9 protein-coding genes are annotated in these 20,789 nt (G+C 46.6%); 5 read left to right on the top strand and 4 right to left on the bottom strand.

Going from position 1 to position 20,789, the window contains the following annotated elements; translation table 11 throughout:
- Positions 1-180 precede the first annotated feature (180 nt).
- A complete protein-coding gene (locus Q5691_RS13850; protein WP_333345260.1) occupies positions 181-1,371 on the top strand; it encodes a tetratricopeptide repeat-containing serine protease family protein in 1,191 nt (396 codons plus the stop codon).
- 139 nt (positions 1,372-1,510) lie between these two features.
- Here Q5691_RS13850 and Q5691_RS13845 read toward each other — a convergent pair whose 3' ends face one another.
- Positions 1,511-2,026, bottom strand: coding sequence for a hypothetical protein (locus tag Q5691_RS13845; protein WP_445305830.1), 516 nt, complete (start codon positions 2,024-2,026; stop codon positions 1,511-1,513).
- 419 nt (positions 2,027-2,445) lie between these two features.
- Between Q5691_RS13845 and Q5691_RS13840 the strand changes: the two genes are divergently transcribed.
- Positions 2,446-3,870 (top strand): diguanylate cyclase domain-containing protein, encoded by a 1,425-nt coding sequence (locus Q5691_RS13840; RefSeq protein WP_333210712.1) that lies wholly within the window; start codon positions 2,446-2,448, stop codon positions 3,868-3,870.
- Between the two features lie 490 nt (positions 3,871-4,360).
- Here Q5691_RS13840 and Q5691_RS13835 read toward each other — a convergent pair whose 3' ends face one another.
- A complete protein-coding gene (locus Q5691_RS13835; RefSeq protein ID WP_333345258.1) occupies positions 4,361-9,508 on the bottom strand; it encodes a CHAT domain-containing protein in 5,148 nt (1,715 codons plus the stop codon).
- 205 nt (positions 9,509-9,713) lie between these two features.
- Here Q5691_RS13835 and coaE point away from each other — a divergent pair, with 205 nt between their 5' ends.
- Together coaE and patX are read left to right on the top strand one after the other, a co-directional pair.
- Positions 9,714-10,451 carry a dephospho-CoA kinase gene (gene coaE, locus Q5691_RS13830; protein ID WP_333345256.1) on the top strand — a complete coding sequence of 246 codons (738 nt, stop codon included), beginning with the start codon at positions 9,714-9,716 and terminating at the stop codon, positions 10,449-10,451.
- A gap of 808 nt (positions 10,452-11,259) precedes the next feature.
- Positions 11,260-11,460 (top strand): heterocyst-inhibiting protein PatX, encoded by a 201-nt coding sequence (gene patX / locus Q5691_RS13825; protein ID WP_333210716.1) that lies wholly within the window; start codon positions 11,260-11,262, stop codon positions 11,458-11,460.
- A 312-nt stretch (positions 11,461-11,772) separates the two neighbouring features.
- Here patX and Q5691_RS13820 read toward each other — a convergent pair whose 3' ends face one another.
- Positions 11,773-13,179 (bottom strand): TldD/PmbA family protein, encoded by a 1,407-nt coding sequence (locus tag Q5691_RS13820; RefSeq protein WP_333345254.1) that lies wholly within the window; start codon positions 13,177-13,179, stop codon positions 11,773-11,775.
- 402 nt (positions 13,180-13,581) lie between these two features.
- On the opposite strand from Q5691_RS13820, the gene Q5691_RS13815 reads away from it, so the two are divergent.
- Positions 13,582-15,198, top strand: a complete 1,617-nt coding sequence (locus Q5691_RS13815; RefSeq protein WP_333345252.1) for a HAMP domain-containing sensor histidine kinase — start codon at positions 13,582-13,584, stop codon at positions 15,196-15,198.
- 73 nt (positions 15,199-15,271) lie between these two features.
- On the opposite strand, the gene Q5691_RS13810 is transcribed toward Q5691_RS13815, so the two are convergent.
- Complete coding sequence (locus Q5691_RS13810; protein WP_333345250.1) at positions 15,272-20,788, bottom strand: AAA family ATPase; 5,517 nt, start codon at positions 20,786-20,788, stop codon at positions 15,272-15,274.
- Between the last annotated feature and the right edge of the window lies 1 nt (position 20,789).

The raw sequence follows: 20,789 nt of genomic DNA, 5'->3' as shown, positions 1-20,789 counted from the left end.
TTTCAAAAAGCAGCAGAACTTTACAAGCAAGGCGGCAGAACCAGCGCCTATCAAGACGCGCTCAACAGAATCAAACAGTTGCAATAAACTTAGCATTTAAGATTTCAAACATCAAAATGAATAGCTTCATTTTGATGTTTGAATTTCCAACTAGGGTAATTAATATAATCAGCAATAGCCATGAATATAAATTTTTCTCGTTACGACACCTTAACCACCCTGCTAGCAGGAACTACCGCAGCCTTAACCATAGTCATAAGCCAAAGTGCGATCGCCAAAACCCCCCAAGAAGTCGCCAGCATTGCTGGGCCACTGACAGTACAAATTAACAGTTCCCTCGGAGACGGTTCTGGGGTAATTATTGCCAAAACAGGCAAAACTTACACAGTTTTAACAGTCAACCACGTCGTAGAAAAAGCAGACGTGAAATACACCGTTCGCACGTCTAAAGGCAAAAACTATCAAGCAACCTCCGTCACCCGTTTGCAAACCGCCGAAACAGACCCGGATTTAGCCGTAGTCAAATTTGAAAGCCCCGAAGAATATCCAGTCGCGACGATCGCCGATTCCGATCAAGCCGTCATCGGCACTCAAATATTCGTTTACGGCTATCCCGCTACGGGCGGACTTTTCGGCGCCGAACGAGAACCCGAACTCTCTCCCGGACTCGTTACCAGCCGCCCGCGCAACCGCCCGGAAGGTTACACTTTGCGGTATCAGGCCGTAACTTGGAGTGGCATGAGTGGCGGCCCAGTTTTTGACTCCGAAGCGCGAGTCATCGGTTTACACGGACAAGGGGAATTTGGTTTCGCGCAAACGAGTTCCGGCGAAGTCGCCCCGATTAAAACCGGATTTAATGCAGCAGTTCCCATCAATACATTTATCGCGAAGCTAGTGGCGGCGGGAATAAACAAATCCGAGTTGAAAGTAGACAATACTCCCGCAACCAGCGGCCCGGTATCCACCGCTAATCCGCAAGACGCCCAAGCGTATTATTTTCGAGGACTTTCGCTGTTAGATCAAGGAGATGCTTGGGAGGCGATCGCCGATTTCAACAGAGCACTCGCTTTCAAGCCCAAATACACCCCTGAATTGTATTTTAATATCGGCAATGCCCGCACTTTGATCACCGCCGGCTTGCCTCAAACCGAACCCACACGCGGTTCCACTGCTATTCAAGCATACACGCGGGCGCTCCAAGCCAATCCCGGTTTTGCCGACGCTTACTACAACCGAGCTTTAGCTTACCTGGACAACAAAGACCAACCCCAAGCAATTGCCGACTTTCAAAAAGCAGCAGAACTTTACAAGCAAGGCGGCAGAACCAGCGCCTATCAAGACGCGCTCAACAGAATCAAACAATTTCAGTAAAATGAGAAGTTAATAATTAAAAATTAAAAATGAGTAATCCCATGGCTTTGCTTAATCCGGGTATGAAAAAAATCACTTAAAAATCCCGAAGTTTTGTGAATATTGGTTTCTATGACCTGCATATTTAGCCTTTCATACCTTAAATCAGCAACGCCGCATTTTCAAACGCATTGCGAAACAGCTCTTCACTGTTTCGTAAAGCCGCCTCAATTTGTTTGCGTTCGTTTTCAGCCCGCTTGCGCTCCTTGATCTCCTTCTTTAATGCTTGATTTGCCACAATAAGTTGAGCTGGACTAGGTAAAGCTAAGGCTGATGGAATTAACAAGACTAGCTCAGATGCAGTATATATAGAAATCAGAGCAGTAATAGCTTTAAGTCCCCCCGAAAGCCAATAAGTAGGAAACCAAAGCGTCCAAATTTCCATAATATGAGTTGTACCACAGGCAATTATGAAGGCGCCAAACAGAAAAAATACTTTCTGAAATGGAGTATCTTGGCGCTGTCGCACAAAATAGATTAGCATGATGGGGATGGAATAGTAAGCGAGCGCGATTAAACCATCGGATAAAATATGTAATCCTACTAAGTTTGTTTGCCAGAGATAGCAGTGACCATGAGGAATGAATCCTCCACTTTCAAAAAATTGTGTAATCATATCTAACCTGCATTATTCATGAGTGCTGAAGTGCTGATCGATTGAGTTCTGCCATTGCCCGCTTCATAGTCGAAGTCTTACCGGGAAAACCACTTGTGAGTAGAGAGATGTCAAGTGGCCAACCTAGCAGCACGAGACATCCGATTGCAATGACGAGTAGACTTGCCCTTTCAGAAATGTGCTTGTTCATACAGCAGATTGCGTTGAAAAAATGTTTTCCTAATGTTAACCGAAACGAAGAAGGGCAACTACGGAGGGATTATCCCTACCTCAACAAGTCAGATTTTGTAGGGGCTGTGGCAGCGTGCCATTCCTCGAACTCTGCGATCGCAGGATTTCTTCCTGCGTAAAGTGAGTTTATAACCTAATAATTCAACTATACTCTTATTCATAGGCTTGTAGTCCTCTGGCAAGAAACTATGGAAAGGAGTAGGATTCTCGATAGAACTAGCGATAGAGTGAGCGATCCAGCTACCAACTACCGCGGCAATATTTTAATTGTTGACGATCTGCCTGACAACCTGCGTCTTCTGAGCCGTAGTTTGAGGAGACATGGTTATAAAGTTCGCTGTGCCACAACAGGTGAAAAGGCGATCCGAGCCGCCCAATCGCCATGGACGGAACTAATTTTACTAGACATTAAATTGCCGGATTTAGATGGCTATGAAGTTTGTAAACAATTAAAATCTAACGAGCAAACCACAAGCATTCCGATAATTTTTTTGAGTGTTCTCAATGAAACTTTCAATAAGGTTCAGGGGCTGGCTGTTGGTGGCGTAGATTATATTGCTAAGCCGTTTCAAATCGAAGAAGTATTAGCTCGTGTCGAAACTCACCTAACCATCCGACGGTTGCAACAAAGCCTCCAAGAGCAGAACTTACGTCTCTTGAGAGAAATGGAAGAACGCCAACGTCTCGAAGCATCCCTCTTTGCCGAAAAAGAACTCGCTCAAGTGACTCTACAATCGATTGGTGATGCAGTTATTACTACCAATGCTCAAGGTAATGTGCGATTTTTCAATCCTATCGCTGAGCAACTGACAGGCTGGAAGGCTTATGAGGCTAAGGGACTCCCCCTGTCTACAGTCTTTGAAATTGTCAATGAAGTAACGCGAAAGCCAGTACAGAATCCGATCAACAAGGCTCTGTTGGAGAAGCGAATTGTGGGCTTAGCTAACCATACTATACTGATTGCGCGCGATGGGACGGAGTATGCCATTGACAACTCAGCAGCACCGATTCGAGACTGCCAAGGTCAAATTATCGGGGCAGTCATCGTCTTTCATGATGTTACCGAAGCGCGCAATTTTGCTCGTCAACTCTCTTGGGAAGCTAGTCACGATGCTCTGACGGGTTTAATCAACCGTCGAGGATTTGAGCAGCGACTAATGGAGGCGATCGCCTCTGTTCAAGATAGCAATCAGCAGCACGCTCTCTGTTATTTAGATTTAGATAAGTTCAAAGTCGTTAACGATACCGCTGGTCATATTGCTGGCGATGAGCTACTGCGCCAAATCACTAGACTTTTACAAAAGGGAGTCCGCGCTAATGACACACTGGCTCGCTTGGGAGGTGATGAATTTGGTCTTTTGCTTACTAAATGTTCCCTCTCTAAAGCCACTCTAATTGCGGAAAACCTCAAAGATATAGTGCATCAGTTTCGGTTTATTTGGGATAGCAAAACCTTTATCATCGGGGTCAGTATTGGAGTTGTTGCCATTAACCAAGACAGCCATGACTTGATGGAGGTTATGGGGGCGGCTGATTCAGCTTGTTATGCTGCCAAAGGCAAAGGTCGCAACTGTGTTCATGTTTATCGTTTAGATGATGGCGAACTAATATAATTAGACAATGTGGTGAGAGGCAGTAGATTTCCAACATCCGCCGTGCGTTAGAAACCAATCGTTTTTGTCTCTACTCCCCAAAGATTGGCTCTATTACCTCGTAACCCATCATTAGAGCATTATGAAATTTTGTTAAGAATGCTTGATCAAAACGGAGAAAGCGTTGCTCCCAATGAGTTTATTCTCACCGCCGAGCGTTATGGCTTGATAACCAAGAGCTATTGTTGTTGCACAAGCGAAACTTTTTGATTAAATTATCCTAATTTATCTGGGCTAAAAGTTTTTAGTAAACACTTGTCTACAATCAATATTTTCGGCGCTAGCAGTCGAGTTTTTTTTTATTCTTCTTGTTCCATTTTATCCCGTTTTCGATGTTGAGGTCGCGGTTTCTAGTGTGAGTTACCGCACTTTTTTAGGTATTCCAATCCTCCGAGTTTTGCGACTTGTTCTCTCCCGTTTTTTTAGGCGATCGCACCCTCTTCCTTCAGAATTACCACGGCGAACCGATCATGGTAAAAGCAGCCCAATAATAAGGATGCGACAAATTTCGATCGCCCCTAGCGGCCAACTCCGACGGCAAAGGCAGAGCTTGATTGTTGCCCGATCGTACCAAATAACCATCTTGCAGCCGCACTTCACCTCGCAACATCGCCAACTGCGCTTGCCGCAAAGCCTCCGCCTTAATCGGCGCTGTACGCAACTGCTGGTAAAACTCAGTCATCAGCCCCAAAGTACCGACATCGCTGACATACCACAAACTCGCCAAAGCCGATTTTACCCCCGCGTGCACCGCCAACCCCGCAAACCCCAACTCAGCTTGTTCGTCTCCCACCGCCGTAGTACACGCACTCAAAACCAACAACTCCACCTGCGGGTTAGATAACTTCAACTGATCCAACTGATTCAACCGCAACTTAGTATCCCAAAACTGAATGTAAGAATTTTGGGCACCCCCAGGTTGAAAATCGCCGTGAGTAGCTAAATGAATAATTTTGTATTGCGATTGATTGCGCTTCTGCTTCAAATTTGCCAAAGTAAAAGCTTCATTGAGAAAAGACGAACCTGGCCAAATCTTGCCCACAATTGTCGATATTTCCAAAGGCACCGCAGGCAAAGGATTTTGATCGTATTTAGCGGGAAAATTCGACGCACCCATCGCTAACACTTCAGAACCCTTAACATCGGCATAGCGAGTATCAGTTAAACTCAAACTCGGAATCAGCCCCAAACTGTACTTTTCTACCAAAAACTGCTTGCCGTCGTAAAGAGCAGCCAAAGGCAAAGTTCGCAAACCGACATCCATAGAAAACACCAAAGTGTCAATCTTGTTAGCCTCCAATTCCGGTTGCAGCGGTGCAATTAACCACTGGTAAAGTTCCTCGGCAGGTTGCTTGTAGTCAGCAGCATTCAATCTCCTGGGAGTTCTGATAGCATTAGTGAATTCTTTAGCAACTTGCAAGACTGTCTCGCGGCTTGCAGGCACACTTTTAAAAACATTTTTGCCGTCTGGCAATAACAACACAAGTTCTAAATGTTTGTCTTTTGCCCATACGTAAAGGATGGCGGGTTTAACCCCAGTCAACTGATTGACGCTGTTGAGAGTATCTCGAATACTTTTCTGCGTAACTGACTTTTCAGTGACAGTCCCCCCAAAGTAACGTTCAAATTCCCGGCCCTGAGTTCTATCCCTTTGCTGCACTGCGTCGATCGGATTTATTTGCGCGATCGAGTTCGATCGAGAAATCTCAGGAACCCTCACATTCCCCATACTTTCTGCTGTCACCGCACTCGCCGGCTTCTGTGGAGTTGTTGCCACACTGGCGTTTTCTGTCGCCACAGGCGTACCCAAATTGCCTTTTAACACCGACGGCGACAGCAGTACCGGGCCCGCAGCAGTCTGGTTAGAGTGAGCCTCAACAGGCGCAGCAGCAGGTTCTGGCGAGACATTTGTGGTACTGATCTTTGCCGCAGACGCTGTGGGACCGAGAATCACCTGAGTCACAATTTGTTGAGAATTGTCTGTAGTTTGCAGTTCCACGCTGGTAGTTGGTGCCGGACTCGGCACGATCGCCAGCGGCCCGATCGCAGTTGAGGAGGTGGCAGTGTTCGACTTCGAGTTTCCAGCCCCAACAGTCGCCACCGTGCAGGTTCCCGACGAGCAAGTGCTTTGCAGCAACGTCTGTGAACCCGATTGAGCCAGCCCGTCTGTAGAAATGCTGACCTGGGCGCGCTCAGCATTAGTTCCTGTTCCCGCAGCCCGAAACGCTCCCCCAGCCTCGATTGCCACATCGCCGCCCGTATTGCCACGAGCTTTGATCGAAACAACTTCAACATCTTTCTGTCCGATAATTTGGCTCGAACCGGCACTTCCCGATTGCGAACTCGAGTTGATCACCCCTGTAACGATCCGGCCCGGCGCCGCAATCGAAATATCTCCCCCGCTTCTGGCACCAAAAGCATCGATGTTGCCAGTTTCTACCGCACCGGCGCTGCGAATATTGATAGGGCCCGCCACCCCGGAAGTTGAGCGAGATGAAACCGTACCAGCAGTCAACTTGCCTTGGGTGCTATTGATGTTAATCCCCGCAATCGAGGTAACGTCTCCGACGGCTACAGTACCGCCCATCAGAGAGATCGTAGCGTTATCAGTGCCGACGATCGCACCCGTTCCCAGGATCGCGCCTGCGCCATTGGGCGATCGGATCGTCGTCGGATCTTGAAATGTCAACGCCAGTGGCGTTGAATTTGGCGTTGAATCTGGCATTGGAGAACCAATCGAGATCGCACCGCTACCGTCAGCGCGCCCGATCGTGATCGAAGCAAACCCATTCCGAAAAGTGTTCAATTCAGCAGCAGTCAAGTTCAGAGCTTCTGTATCGCCAGAACCTTGAATTATAATATTTTGACTGGGATCAGCCGGTTGCAACACCAGATTGCCATTGCTGGCGATCGAATTTTTGTCACCCGTCAAGTCAATTTCGTTGCCCGTCAGGGTAATATCTCCCCCTGTTTGGGCGCCACCAGCTTCGATCGCCCCGGCAGTGACTCCATTGCGCCCCGTCAGCGTTACCTTCCCCGCGCGATCGCCCCTCGTGTCGATCGCCCCGGCAGTCACCGTGCCCTGTGCGGTAACATTAACATCTCCCGCCGAATTGCCTATATCTTCGGAAGGATTGACAGAAGTGTTGATGGTGCGGGCAGTTCCAGTAAGTAGCTGACCGGTTGTGACATTGCCTGCGGTGCTGACGATGCGAATTTCCTGATTGTTGGTAGTGATATTTCCGGTTCTGATATTGCCGTCAGCTTTGAGAGTAATTGAGGCATTGTCGGCCGCTGTCAAGGAATTTGTGGTAGTGATTGTTCCCAAACCCGCTGGCGATTGAATAATTAGCGGATCATAAAAGGTGAAATCGTTGGCAATCAGAATTGAACCGATACCGTTGCTGCGGCCGATCGTAATTCCAGCAAACCCATTTTCCAAACTTCCGAGGTCGCTTGCCGTCAGATTCAAATAAATATTAGTACCGACATCTCCAGAACCGCCGATCGCAATATTTTGACCGGGACTCCAAGGTTGCAGTACCAAAAAGCCAGTACCGCTGACTGAATTTTTGTCGCCTTTAAAATTAATTTCATCACCCGTCAAAGTAATGTTTCCCGAACCAGCAGCGACGATGCTCACTCCCAAAACATTCCGAGCCGTCGCAGTTACATTTCCCGTCGCTTTGGAGCCGCTGGCATCAATTTTTTGGGCCGTTACGTTCAGGCCTTCAAGCAAAATATTCCCGCTGATGCCGGTGCTAGGATTGGATGAAGAAATATTGTTTGCAACGGTTGTTCCCGGACTAATCAAACTAATATTTCCGCCGTTACTCGACAAATTGCCTGCCGTAATTTGACTTCCCGAAATGGCGAGCGCACCGCCAGCCGTGCTAATTGTATCTCCAGAATTCATCGAAAAAACACCCGCACCACTGCGATCGGCATCCGCTCTAAATGTTACCGAACCAGTAGTTGCCTGAAAGCTCAACAGATTGTCCGCCAAATCAGCAATTGTAATATCATTGAGCGCTTCGAGAACCACATTTGCCGTCGCCGACATACTTTCCAAAGCTGTAGCCGAAATTGTCAGCGAAGGCTCAGAATTGTTTTCCTGTCCTGGTACCGTTCCTCTTGACAAAATATTATTGTTGGCAATTATTGCCGCATCGCCCGCAGCTTCTGGGGAATCTGTAATTAAAATATTTTCTGGATCTAACAGCAAAGTCCCCAAACCGTTTGTTCCAGAGGTATCAACAGTACCGTTAAAAATCAATCTTTGCTTGCCCGAAACTTCCACAAACCCGCCAACACCTGCGGTTCCCGTTGCAGAAACGCCATTTGCGCTAATGCTGCCCAAAAATGCTGTTGTGTTGTCAGCCCAGACAAAAACTCTGCCGCCATTGCCTGATTCAGTTGCGTTGGCTGCGATCGAACTTTTGCCATCCACGTAAGTCATCCTGGCATTCGGCACAGTTCCCTCGCCTCGGTAATCTCCCCCGATCCGCACCGTTCCGCCGCCGTCGGGCCCCGAAGCCTCAATCTTCGCTCCCAAGAGCCCTACCTTGTCACCCAACACGTTGACGCTGCCTCCCGCGCCCCCCCTGGCAGACACGTCCGCAGAACCCGCTACCAGCGCAGTTCCAGCACCTGCAGGCACTGTTTGGCTGCCTGTGAGTACGACTTCACCTTGAGCGTTCGTAGTTATACCCGTAGCGTTAGCCACGCCGGGGCCCGAAAGCAGCCGAGGTAAAGTCAGCGGAGAGAAGGGAACCGCTTCGGAACCCGACACTCCGGCTGCTGGAGAAACTTCTAAACTCAGCAAAAGTCCGTTTTGACTCAACCGCACCAGATTTTCACCATGGACAGCCGCCACAGTAATTTGACCGCCTGGGGCTGAAAGTTGCCCTGTACTGATGACCGTACCGCCCAGCAAAGTCAAATTTTGCCCGGTTCCGACAGCCAAGTTACCGGCATTGACAATACTTCCGGGCTGTGAGCCAAAAACAAAAGCATTCGGCGTTCCGACTAGGGCGGCGTAGTCGATCGCCCCAGTACCGTTGAACCAGCCGTTGTCAAAACCGATACCGCTAGCAGTGGTAGCAAAAAAAGACCCGGACACATCGAGTCGGGCATTCGTTCCAAAAATAATCCCTGCGGGATTCATCAGCAACAAATTAGAATTGCCGCCACTAACTTGAATTAAACCGTTAATTAAGGAAGCATCCCCGCCGACAACACGACCGAGGATATTTTTAACGCTTGGGTTGGAGATGAAATTGGCAGTTTCGCCAGGATTCAGATTAAACCGAGTAAAACTGTGGAACAAATTTGCTCCGTCTCTGGAGGGAGTGCCGCCTTTAATGTCGTAGCGAGGAGGCGACCCTGTACCTGGGCCGGTGACAGCGGTTCCGGTGCGGTCTGGGGCTGGAGTAATAGATTGTGCCGCAGCAATTTGAGATTGGGGATAAATTGCCACGAGTACCCATCCGCTGCTGTTTTCCTTGAGGAAAACCAGGTTGGGTAAAAAATCTACTATCAAAAATCCAGCAAGGGGAATTGCTGCCAGAATCGACCGCACAGCACGTTGAGCATTCATAAGTTTGCCTCGGTCTAGACCTTAATTCGAGTTTAAAATTGAGATTTTAGGTAAAAAAGAGTCGATCGCACCCCAACGCTGACACTTCCTAACGCGAACTCTCGATCGCAAATCTTAAAATTTAAGTCTAAATTTGATTGTGTCACCAACATAGCAAAGACTGACAGTAAGTGTCGAAACACAGGAAGTTTAAACAGAGAAAATTATGAACGATCGCATTGTCCGTCTGATTGGTTTAACTGGGGGCATCGCCACCGGTAAAACCGCTATATCTAATTATCTGAGAGATGCCTGTGGATTTCCGATTTTAGATGCCGATATTTACGCCCGCGAAGCTGTGAACCCCGGTTCGTCAATACTTGACTCTATTGTAAAACGATACGGTGCCGGTATTGTGCTCCCGGATGGCAATTTAAATCGGCCAGAGTTGGGAAGTATTATTTTTTGTAACGCAGACGAGCGGCAGTGGTTGGAACAACAGATTCACCCTTACGTGCGCCGCCGATTAGTTGAGGAAACTCAAAGCTGCATTGCTGCATCGAGTTTGGTATCCCAAGGCACACAGGATTTAGGTACAAAGACTCAAGAAACCGGCTTTTTTCACCCTCATCAAAAGCTAGAACGAAGTATTGTTGAAAAAAAAGCCGGTTTCAGCGCGCCGGCTGACACGTTGACTTTGGTTTTGGTAGTGCCGCTGCTGTTTGAAGCTAACATGACTGACTTGTGTACCGAAATTTGGGTAGTGTACTGTTCACCCGAAGTGCAGTTAGAACGACTAATGCAGCGAGACGGCTTGAGTTACGATCGAGCTAATGCCCGCATTAACGCCCAGTTGCCGCTGGCTCAAAAGTGTCAACAAGCTGATGTTATTTTGGACAACTCGTCAACGCTCGACTCGCTATTCCAGCAGGTAGATGTGCAAGTCAATCGCGTTGAGATTTGAGATTTGAGATTGAATCCGCGATATGGGTTTTAAAACCAGGTTTTTTTACTTTCTGCGCGCCAGTTCGATTTGAGAGTTGAGATTTGAGATTGAATCCACGATTTTGTCAACGGGCTTTTTTCCCAACCGCTTTCGACTCCTCCTTCAAAGTGGCGCGTAAGCCCTCTTGTCACAAAGCAAGATCAAAAAAGATCAGAAAAAATCATAAAAAATCAAAGGTTCACAATTTATTTAAACATACAATAGCAACCATTTATGAAGTTAATGTGAAAATTAAGTTTTGCCCGCTTTAAGGAATCTCATTATTCAACAAGATATTTATATGTAACGTGCGGATGGAGCGCCTCGGTACTCTCTTGTTGTGTCTTTCATCCTAGGGTTGCCGCTTCACCTCAATAAATTATGAAGTTAATCATAAAAGTAGTAAAACTTTACAATTGGCGTTTTATTTCCTTGTTGGAAGACTGTTTCAAGAGGTTTCCAGGGGCGATACCCTTTTAGATTTTAGATTTTAGATTGGGGAATGATTTATAACTACCAGGGTTGGCAAGACGGGCATATAAGAGTAGCATGATTTTTTTGAACATGGTCTTGAATTATGCTGGTTGCCCGTAAGTAGCAGATAACTAGAAATTGTCCGCGAACAAGGGAGCTAGAGGATGGATTTAACCCGCTTTTAACCAAAACTCAAAAAAATTGTAGGTTCCCTCACTTACTAATTGATGACTTCGCCACAATTATTTTTTTTATCCTGATAGCAGAGTACAGACTGCGTATCAAGAAGGGGAAAATACAAACACCAAAATTTATGATGCGCGTTTACTCTTCCATCCTGATGTCAAGCCTGTTACTGAGTAGTACCGCAGTTAATGCTCAAAGCTTAGAAACTCGATCGACCTTTTCTGCTCAAGACAACTCTGCTTCAGAAATTTTAACCGCTCTACCTGAAACTCAGAGCTTGTACGATAACGAGAAAGATACGGCGCCAGGACGAGGTGATGGGAGATAAAGCCGAAAAAAGCGATAATTGTCTGGAATTAGGGGGAGAATGGGAGAAGAGAAAATTGGGATAAGAAGATAAAAATTGAAGATTTCGAGCCATTAATTGCGGACTTACGTACTGCGTAGCAAAAAACCGCTTTTTTAGCGGTACTTGACGACTCAAAGCATAATTGTTCGCTATTCCGGTTTTTTGGCCAAGCGTCCTCAAGATATCAGACACCACCAACGGGCGCGAAATGTTGCACTCAAAAAAAAAAAGAAAGGTAAAGCGCGAGTAGGAATGTGGCGCTTTACCTTTCTTTTTTAAACTTTTGCAGCTTTAATCTTCTTCTGCAGCTTCGCCACCAACAACCACATCGCGAATCCGCAAACTCGGACCGCCGCAGCCCACGGGCAAACCGCTTTGCCCTGCCTTGCCGCAGCCACCGGATTCATCCCAGTAGAAATCGTCGCCGATCGCCTCAATATCAGCTAAAGTGCTGAAAACATTACCCGAAAGAGTAACATCCCGCACCGGATTGTCTAGTTTTCCGTCGCGGATCATCCAAGCTTCGCCGGCACTGAAAGTAAACATTTCGCCGTTAGTCATGCCGCCTTGCCAATTGCGCGCATAAACTCCTTCTTTGATACCAGAAAATAAGTCAGCAACTGGCGTGTCACCGCGTTCGATCCAAGTATTCGTCATGCGGACGATCGGCGGATAATGATAATTCAAACACCGAGCATTGCCAGTAGGCGTTTCTCCCAACTTGCCCGCCGTTTCCCGCGAGTGCAATCGCCCGACTAAAGCGCCGTCTTTTATTAACTGAGTAGTAGTCGCGGGAGTGCCTTCATCGTCGTAGAAATAGCTGCCCCGGTGTCCCTCTGGCGCTGCACCGTCGAAAATTTGCAAGTTTTCTGGGCCGAACTGGCGGCCGAGGGTCATAATTTCCAAAATGTCAGGATTTTCGTAGGCCATGTCGGCTTCGGAAAGGTGTCCGAAGGCTTCGTGGACGAATAATCCGGTCAAAATTGGGTCGATGACGACGGTGTAGGTGTTGCCTTGGACGGGGGGTAAGGCTAGAGAATCTACAGCGCGCTGGGCGGCGCTGCGAACTTGAATATCGAGATCGGTTAAATCTTCGTAAGCTTTGCGGGAACCAGTAGTTTCTCGGCCAGTTTGTACGGTTTCCCCGCTGCGGGCTGTGGCGGCAAAGCGCATTTCCATGTCTGCCCAACCTTGTTCGAGCATGGTGCCTTCGGAGGTGGCGAGGATGATGCGCTGGGTGCTGTCGCCGTAGCGCACGGAGATTGTGGCGATGCGGGGGTCAATGCTGCGGAGAATGGCCGCGTAGCGATCGCACAATTGCTTTTTGTCAATTAGGGGAACCAGACGGGGGTCTGTTCCTGTCAGCGGCAGCAAGCAAATGTCTTGTACTGGCGTAACTGCCGCCAGGATCGTTTCTTCTTCGCCGATCAGTTTTGCCGCGGCGATGGCTTCTTCGATTCTTTCGGCGAGGGTGGAAAGTCGGTTAAAACTGGCAAAGCCCCAACCGCCTTTGTGGCAAGCTCTGACTTGGCCGCCAATTGAGACTCCTTCGCTGAGGGTTTCAATTTTTTCGCCCCGCAGCAGGATGTCGGTGCCTTCGGCTTCTTCCAGTCGAATTGCCAGATAATCGACTTGGTGGCGGTAGCGTGCCATTAAGTCTGACAGCAGATTTTTCGAGTCGGCGATCGAGGTGGGCATAAGGAAAGCACGGTGTTTAACTTACTTCATTTTGCACTTTTGTCAGGGCGATCGTCCAAAATACCGCCGCAAGCGCGGAGATTGCGACTTATTGGTACGGTTCTGCCAATATCGTTAGTTGACAAATGTGGATATCCTGTGAGTTAGGAGGAAGGCGCAAGAAATTATGCGGGATTTTTCGATTGTGCTGGTGCTTGACCCAGCCCAAAAACGGATACCGTGCCACGTACTTAAGTCGTGGAAAGATAAAAATTTTAGACCAAAGTTCAATCTCCCAGATTTATCTGTGGGGTAAATCTAAAATCTAAAATCTAAAATCTAAAATCGACTGACTCCTAACTCCTGAACTTTCCTATACATAAATACTTCACCCTTCATGCCTCCGAAGGTGGGTTTATAACTGTGAATACTTACTTTTTACCGACAATAAGCGAAATTTTAGCCTCCGAAGGCCAAGAAAATGACCTCGGTCTCTTGGATGCTAAGTTGGCGGGAGAAAACAACCGCCATCGGTGTCCTGCAAGCCGTGGGGCTTCTCGCCTGAAAGCTGAACAGGAATGGTACGGGGCGATCGCAGCTTTGAATCAAATGCTCGATCGGCACAAAGCAGGACAAAAAACAAATGCCGATCGAGCAAATGGTCGATCGACAATCCCCAATTCCTGTCAGGGATTGGTTTTGTCCGGCCCGTCTTCGGTTTTGACTGACCCCGCTTTGGCCAACGGCTTTGCCAATTGGATTTTTACCAGTATTCCCGACAACGATGCAGCTTTGTGGTCTTTTCGGGCTAGACAAACTTTAGCTTTAATGCCGGCGGCTGATGTGCAAACATCAGTGCCTGCGGCGGCCCCGGCTTTGGCTTTGGCAAGTGGCGATCCCTTAGCCAACGAGCAGTTTTGTTTGGTTTTAACTGCTAGTTTTAGCCTGGTGATGGTTTTGGGTGAAAATTCTGCCGGAATTCCGGCTTTTCTATTTTCTTTCGATCCGCAAGTAGTGGCGAAAGCTTGGGAGGTTTTGCGGCGCAGGGTGACTGAAAGCGAATGTTTGCTTGCCAATTCTGACGGTAGCTTCAATTTACCAGTTAGCCAATTAACTAATAATTCTACTAAATTAGACGCGCTGTTCCAGCAGTTTTTGCCTGTGGAGCCAAATTATCAAACAGTGATGCAGTTCAGCCGCTTGCTGTTGCATAATTTGCCGGTTGGGAAAGATGAAGCAGGCAGGATCAAGGATGAAAGAATTGATGATGGTTTGAACCATAGACATCACAAGTTATCGGCTACAGATATCAACTGCAAATCTCCAATGCCTCTGGCTACTAAAGAGGTGGAATTGCTACAGGCGATCGCCCACGAAGTCCGCACTCCTTTGGCTACTATTCGCACGCTGACTCGGCTGCTGCTGAAACGTCCCAAACTTGAACCAGTGGTGATCAAGCGTTTGGAAATGATTGATGCTGAGTGTACCGCTCAGATCGATCGCTTCGGTTTAATTTTCCGCGCCGTGGAATTGGAAATGTCGCAAGCTAAAAATTCTGGCGTGCAGCTAACAGCAATGTCCCTCGGTGAAGTGCTACAAAATAGCATTCCCCGCTGGCAAAAACAGGCCGCTGTGCGAAACCATACTTTGGAAGTTATTGTGCCGAAAAAGTTGCCTGCGGTAGTCAGCGATCCGACGATGCTGGATCAGGTTTTAACTAATTTGATTGAGAATTTTACTCGAACTTTGCCTTCCGGGAGTCGCATTCAGGTGGAGGTGACATTAGCGGGCAATCAGTTAAAGTTGCAGTTGGAATCGGAACACCTACCTGAAGATAATGGCGCATCGACTTTTGCAGCTAAGGCGAATGGTCCTTTGCGATCGATCGGGCCTTTGTTGATGGTGCAGCCGGAGACGGGAAGTTTGAGTTTAAACTTGAGCGTGACTAAGAATTTATTTCGGGCTGCTGGCGGGAAGTTGGTAATTCGCCAGCGGCCGCAAAAGGGTGAGGTGATGACGGTATTTTTGCCGCTGCAATAGTGATTAGTCATTAGTCATTAGTGATTAGTCATTAGTGATTAGTCATTAGTGATTAGTCATTAGTCATTAGTCATTAGTCAATTAAAATCTCAATGACAAACTCGGTTCCTTCTCCCGTTGTAGAAAAACAACTCAGTTTTCCGCCGTGTTTTTCTTCTACAATTTGACGTGCGATCGCCAGTCCTAACCCAGTTCCTTTGCCCACATCTTTAGTGGTAAAGAGATGGTCGAATATACGATTTTTAACCTCGTCTGACATTCCTTTTCCGTTATCGGCGATGGAAATTTTTACCTTTTCACTTTCTACTTGTGTCCGAATAGTGATGTGATTGGGATGGGCTTGAATTTCAGCAAAACTCCGTCCTTGATTCGATTCTTCTAAGGCATCGATCGCATTTGCTAACAAATTCATAAATACTTGGTTTAATTGTCCCAAATAACATTTTACTTTGGGAATCTTGCCGTACTCTTTAATGATTTGAATTTCAGGATGCTTGTCGTTCGCTTTCAGGCGATGGCGTAAAATCATCAAAGTGCTATTGAGTCCTTCGTGGATATTAGCCTCAACTTTATGGGCAGTATCGGCGCGAGAGAAAGTGCGGAGGGAGGTGCTGATGTTTTTGATGCGCTCGCATCCTATTTTCATGGAACTCAACATTTTGGGTAAATCTTCTACTAGATAATCTAAATCTATTGCCTCTGCTTTCTTAATCAATTCTGCTTCGGATTGCGGAAACTTTTCTTGATAGAGGCGCAAATAATCAATTAAGTCTTGGACTCCAGCATGAGCTTCATTAATGTTCCCGGCAATGAAACCAACGGGGTTGTTGATTTCATGGGCAACCCCGGCCACTAGATTACCTAATGCTGACATCTTTTCACTTTGGATCATTTGCATCTGAGTTTGCTGAAGTTCATTCAAAGTCTGCTGCACTTGGTGATAAAGGCGGGCATTTTCCAGAGCGATCGCCGCTTGACTAGAGAGAAAATTCAGCACTAGGAGGCGATCGCGACTAAACACCCCGCTGGTTATCCGATTTTCTAGATATAAAATGCCGACCAAATTCCCCTGATTTAGAATTGGCAAACCCAGCAAACTCTCTGGTTGGTGGTGGTCTAAATAATCGTCAATCACAGGCAGATCAGTTTTGGCGTGATCGATGACAACTGCTGCTAGGGTGTTTTTGACATACTGGATTAATTTAACAGGAACGCTGGGATTATTCTCTAGGGGCTCCGTTTGCAGGCTAATGTTTTCCCACGTAGCTATCGCCCGCACTTGCCATTGTTGATGTTGGCATAGCATCAGTGCACAGCGATCGGCTCCGGAGTTTTGTAACATGGTTTGGCTCAGAATTTGGAGCAACTCATCCAGGTCGATCGTGCTGGAGATCATTTGGGAGATTTGCAGCAGGGTCGTAAAATCTAGAGCATGGTTGATCGAGGTGCTTGAGGTAGTGTGGTGGGTACTCGAATGAATTGAGTAGGTGGGATTGGTGAGGGTGGATAGGGTTTCTAAAATAGTGACGGGTTGGCCGGACTGTTGTAAGATGGGGCGCAGCAGATCGGGATAACGTTTTTCTAGGTCATCGGTTTTGGCTTTTGCTCCCCAGCGGGCGTAACAATAGTAGGCTTCCTGCATATAGCCTGCAGCGACTTTTTCTTTGCCCCAGCCGAGGTAGAATTTAGCGGCGAGTTCGTGGGCGAGGGCTTCCTCGTTGAGGAATTGGTTGTCTTTAGCCAGTTGAATAGCGCGATCGTACAACTCAGCAGCCTGCCATTTTTCTTCAGCAACACGAGCCATCTCCGCCTCTAAAAGCAGAAATTTGGACAAACAGTTTTCAGGACAGTTGTGTGCCCAAATTTGAAGTTGTTGCCGATTATTCTGAACAACTTCTTGATAATCTTTTGGTTGTTTTTCCGGTGCTTCCCCATAAAGTTGCAAGACGGTCAAAGACTGATAAAAACAATGCAGAACACGTTGAAATTGTCCATATAGTGCATTAGAAAACTCGGTCGCGGCTACTAACATTTCATAAGCCTTAGCATACTCACCATAGGTAAAAAACAAAAAGGCTTTAGCGAAATAGTATGTACTACTGCCATAGCCATAGCCAATTTCATTGAACGTTGCTAGCGCCGACTCTTCATCAAATGTTTCAGAACTCAGGCTATACTTCCCTATCGTTAGCCCTTGCAAGTTCTCTAGGAGCTTGCACTGAAGAATTAGGGCAAATGCTGTCGTAATCTCAGTTCGTTCCGCAAAGCTGATGTACTTTTCATGTCGAGCCAGCAAAATGTGAATATCGCTTGAGACGATCGCCTGCTGCCAAAAACTGAACAGAGCACTGTGATGACACCAAGAAAAATCTCCTACCTCCATTGCCCCCTGATAAGCAGCTTGTTGCAGAACAAGATTGGAACTGACGTGCTTGCGCCAATGGTTGATAAAGTTGCCAAACGACATATAAATTTTGCCATTCAGGGTGGTGTTATGAAATTTTTCATTCACCTTCAACCCTAAAAGTCCAAACTCATAGCCCAGTTCATAGTCTTGAAAGCGTTGGCAGAGAATTGTTCCATACCAAACATAAACAAAACCCGCCACATTGGTATTCCCGTATTGCAAACAGAGATTGGTCATGTGTAGCACAACCAACACTAACAACTCCTGATTAGTTAGGTAAGTGGGCGGTACCATGTTCATTAGCAGTTTGATCTGCATCTGGCGTTCTTCATCGACAATGAGTGGTGCGTCGATTAGTCGTGCAACTGCGCGCTGATTTAAGGTTTTTTTAACTTCCAGAGCCATCCCTTCTAACTCTGCTTCATTTGGCATAATCGCCAGTTCTAAGCCTAACAGTTTCAGCCCTTCAATTCCTACCTGAATCGCCTTTTGATACAGGGCATTATTTTGATAATGAGTTAGCTGAATGGCAATAATTTTTGTTCTGTCTAAACTAAACTGGGCAGAATTAAAAGCGATTTTTATCAGTCTTTCAGCTTCTTCAAAGTTTCCTGCCAAAAACTCAGATTCCAGGCTTTCTAAATACATTGCAAATGTTAATTTATAGGCACACTGCCATTTATTGCTGGGTAGGAAACTTAAACCGAAAGCGAGATATTTTGTCGCCGATTCATACGCTGTTGATAGTTTGGCTCTCTGCCCTGCAAAGAGGCTAATTTTAGCAAGCTTTGTTCGTTCTTCTTGCTGCGTTATTAGCTCGGAACTAAGAATAAAATGATTAATAATATCGAACACTTCTTCTCCTCTTTCAACTTCTGAGAAATTCGGAAGAAGTAACTGTCCTATTTTGAGATGGGTGGCTTGCTTTTGGTCATCAGGAATTAATGAATAAGCAGCTTGCTGAACCCGATCGTGGAGAAACTTGTAGTGAGGTAATTGAGCGGCTGTTGTTGGCAATGCGGGGCTGGTGATCCGCTCTTCTTTTCCTATATAAAACTTGTAAATTTCACTGGTTGGTAAGATGAATCCTTCTTGCAAGGATTTCCACAAATCCGCAGCAGTTTCTTCCGGCGACTTCTCGCTGACTACCGCCAATGTATTCAAATCAAACTGCGCTCCAATGCACGCAGCCAACTTCAGCACATCCTGAGTTTCTGGCGGCAACTTCTGCAATTGCACCGCCATAAATTCCACTACATCATCGGTAATAGTTAGGGCTTTGACTTTGGCAATATCGCACTGCCACCCCTCTGTTACCCCTTTCTCTCCCCCCTCGGTAAGGGGGGTGGGGTTAAACGCAATCAGCCCATCTTCCTGTAGCGCCCTGAGAAATTGCGTGGCAAAAAATGGATTGCCTTGGGTTTTTTGATAAACTAACTCGGTTAATGGCTGAGCAAGAAGGATCTCGCACGAGAGCGTATCTGCTATCAAATCGTTAATATCGACTTGACTCAGAGGTTCCAAGGTAATAGTATTTACCGTTACTTGGGATTTTTCCATCTCTGCTACTGCCAACATAAATGGATGAGCCGGAGATACTTCGTTATCTCGATATGCCCCAATTACCAGCAAATTCTGAGTATCTTTTTCACTCATCAACACTTGCAAAAGCTTTAGAGATGCTGAATCTGACCATTGCAAATCATCCAAAAAAATCACTAAGGGATGCTCTTTTGTAGCAAAGACAGAGATAAATTTTTGAAATAGTAAATTGAAACGATTTTCGGCGGCACTTCCCGAAAGTTCAGAGACAGGCTGTTGTTTCCCAATAATTCGTTCCAGTTCGGGAATCACTTCTACAATAACTTGACCGTTTTCGCCAAGAGCCTTGATAATTTTCCTTTGCCATCGTTCTAGCTGAGCGTCGCTTTCTGAGAGTAATTGCTCCATCAAATCTCGGAAGGCTTGCACAAAAGCACTAAAGGGAATGTTACGTTGAAATTGGTCGTATTTGCCTTTGACAAAATAACCACGTTGCCGAACTATGGGTTTGTGAATTTCGTTGACTACAGCGGTTTTCCCAATGCCGGAAAATCCGGCTACTAGCATCATTTCGCTGCGGGATAAGTTCGAGTCTCGCCAGTCCTCCTTAATCAGGGCGAGGTCTTCTTTTACATCGTTTCTATCGGTTCCAGGCTTTTCTGGGGAACGAGATTTAGAGGGGTTTGCTACTCGCTCGAATGCTGCTAATAATGCAGCGACTTCGGTCGCTCGGCCGTAGAGTTTTTCGGGTATGATAAAGCGATCGCAAAAATCCCGTCGCCCAATAGCAAAACTCTCTATTTTACCTGTCTCATTGAGTTGTTGCCAACATTTTTTTAAATCCGCTTTCAGCCCTAATGCACTCTGATAGCGAGATTCGGCATTTTTTGCCATCAATTTGCTGACAATTTCCGAGAGGACAAGGGGTATTTCGGGATTAATTTCACGTACAGATGTTGGGTGCTGGGCAATATGACAGTGGATCAATTCCATTGGATCGGTGGATTGAAATGGCAATTTTCCTGTCAGCAATTCGTAAAAAGTTACACCTAATGAATAGAAATCTGTGCGGTAGTCAAGGCCGCGATTCATCCTTCCTGTTTGTTCGGGAGATATATAGCTGAGTGTTCCTTCGATTACGTTGGGACTCATCAGTGTTTGAGTTTCTCGTGGCAGCAAAGATGCAATACTAAAGTCAATGAGTTTGACTTGTTTAGTCTCAGGATTTATTAAAATATTGGCGGGCTTAATGTCTTTGTGAATGATGCGGTGGCGGTACAGTATATCTAATGTATTGCTCAGGTCGATCGCAATTTGGAAAAAATCAACCAGAGATTGCACGGTTTTTCCTTTCCCCGTCCATTCCTTCAGAGAAATTCCCCCGAAGTCTTCCACAATCAACGCATAGCCGTTGCGGTAGGGTTCCAAGCTGTAGGTTTGGATGATTCCGGGCAAATTTAGGTTTTTGGCGATCGTGTATTGATTGCGAAAATGCAAGAGTTCGCTGAAGCTGGGATACTCGTTTCGCAAGACTTTGATGGCGACCGGTTTTTGGTCGCAGAGGCGAGTTCCGCGATAAACTAGGGTGCGAGTGCCTGAATAAATTCGAGCGAGAATTTGATAGTCAGTTAGTTCTATCATA

The organism is Microcoleus sp. w1-18aA5, assembly GCF_036701705.1.
In the GTDB taxonomy this organism is placed as follows: domain Bacteria; phylum Cyanobacteriota; class Cyanobacteriia; order Cyanobacteriales; family Microcoleaceae; genus Microcoleus.
This window is presented reverse-complemented; position numbering and strand designations above follow the sequence as displayed.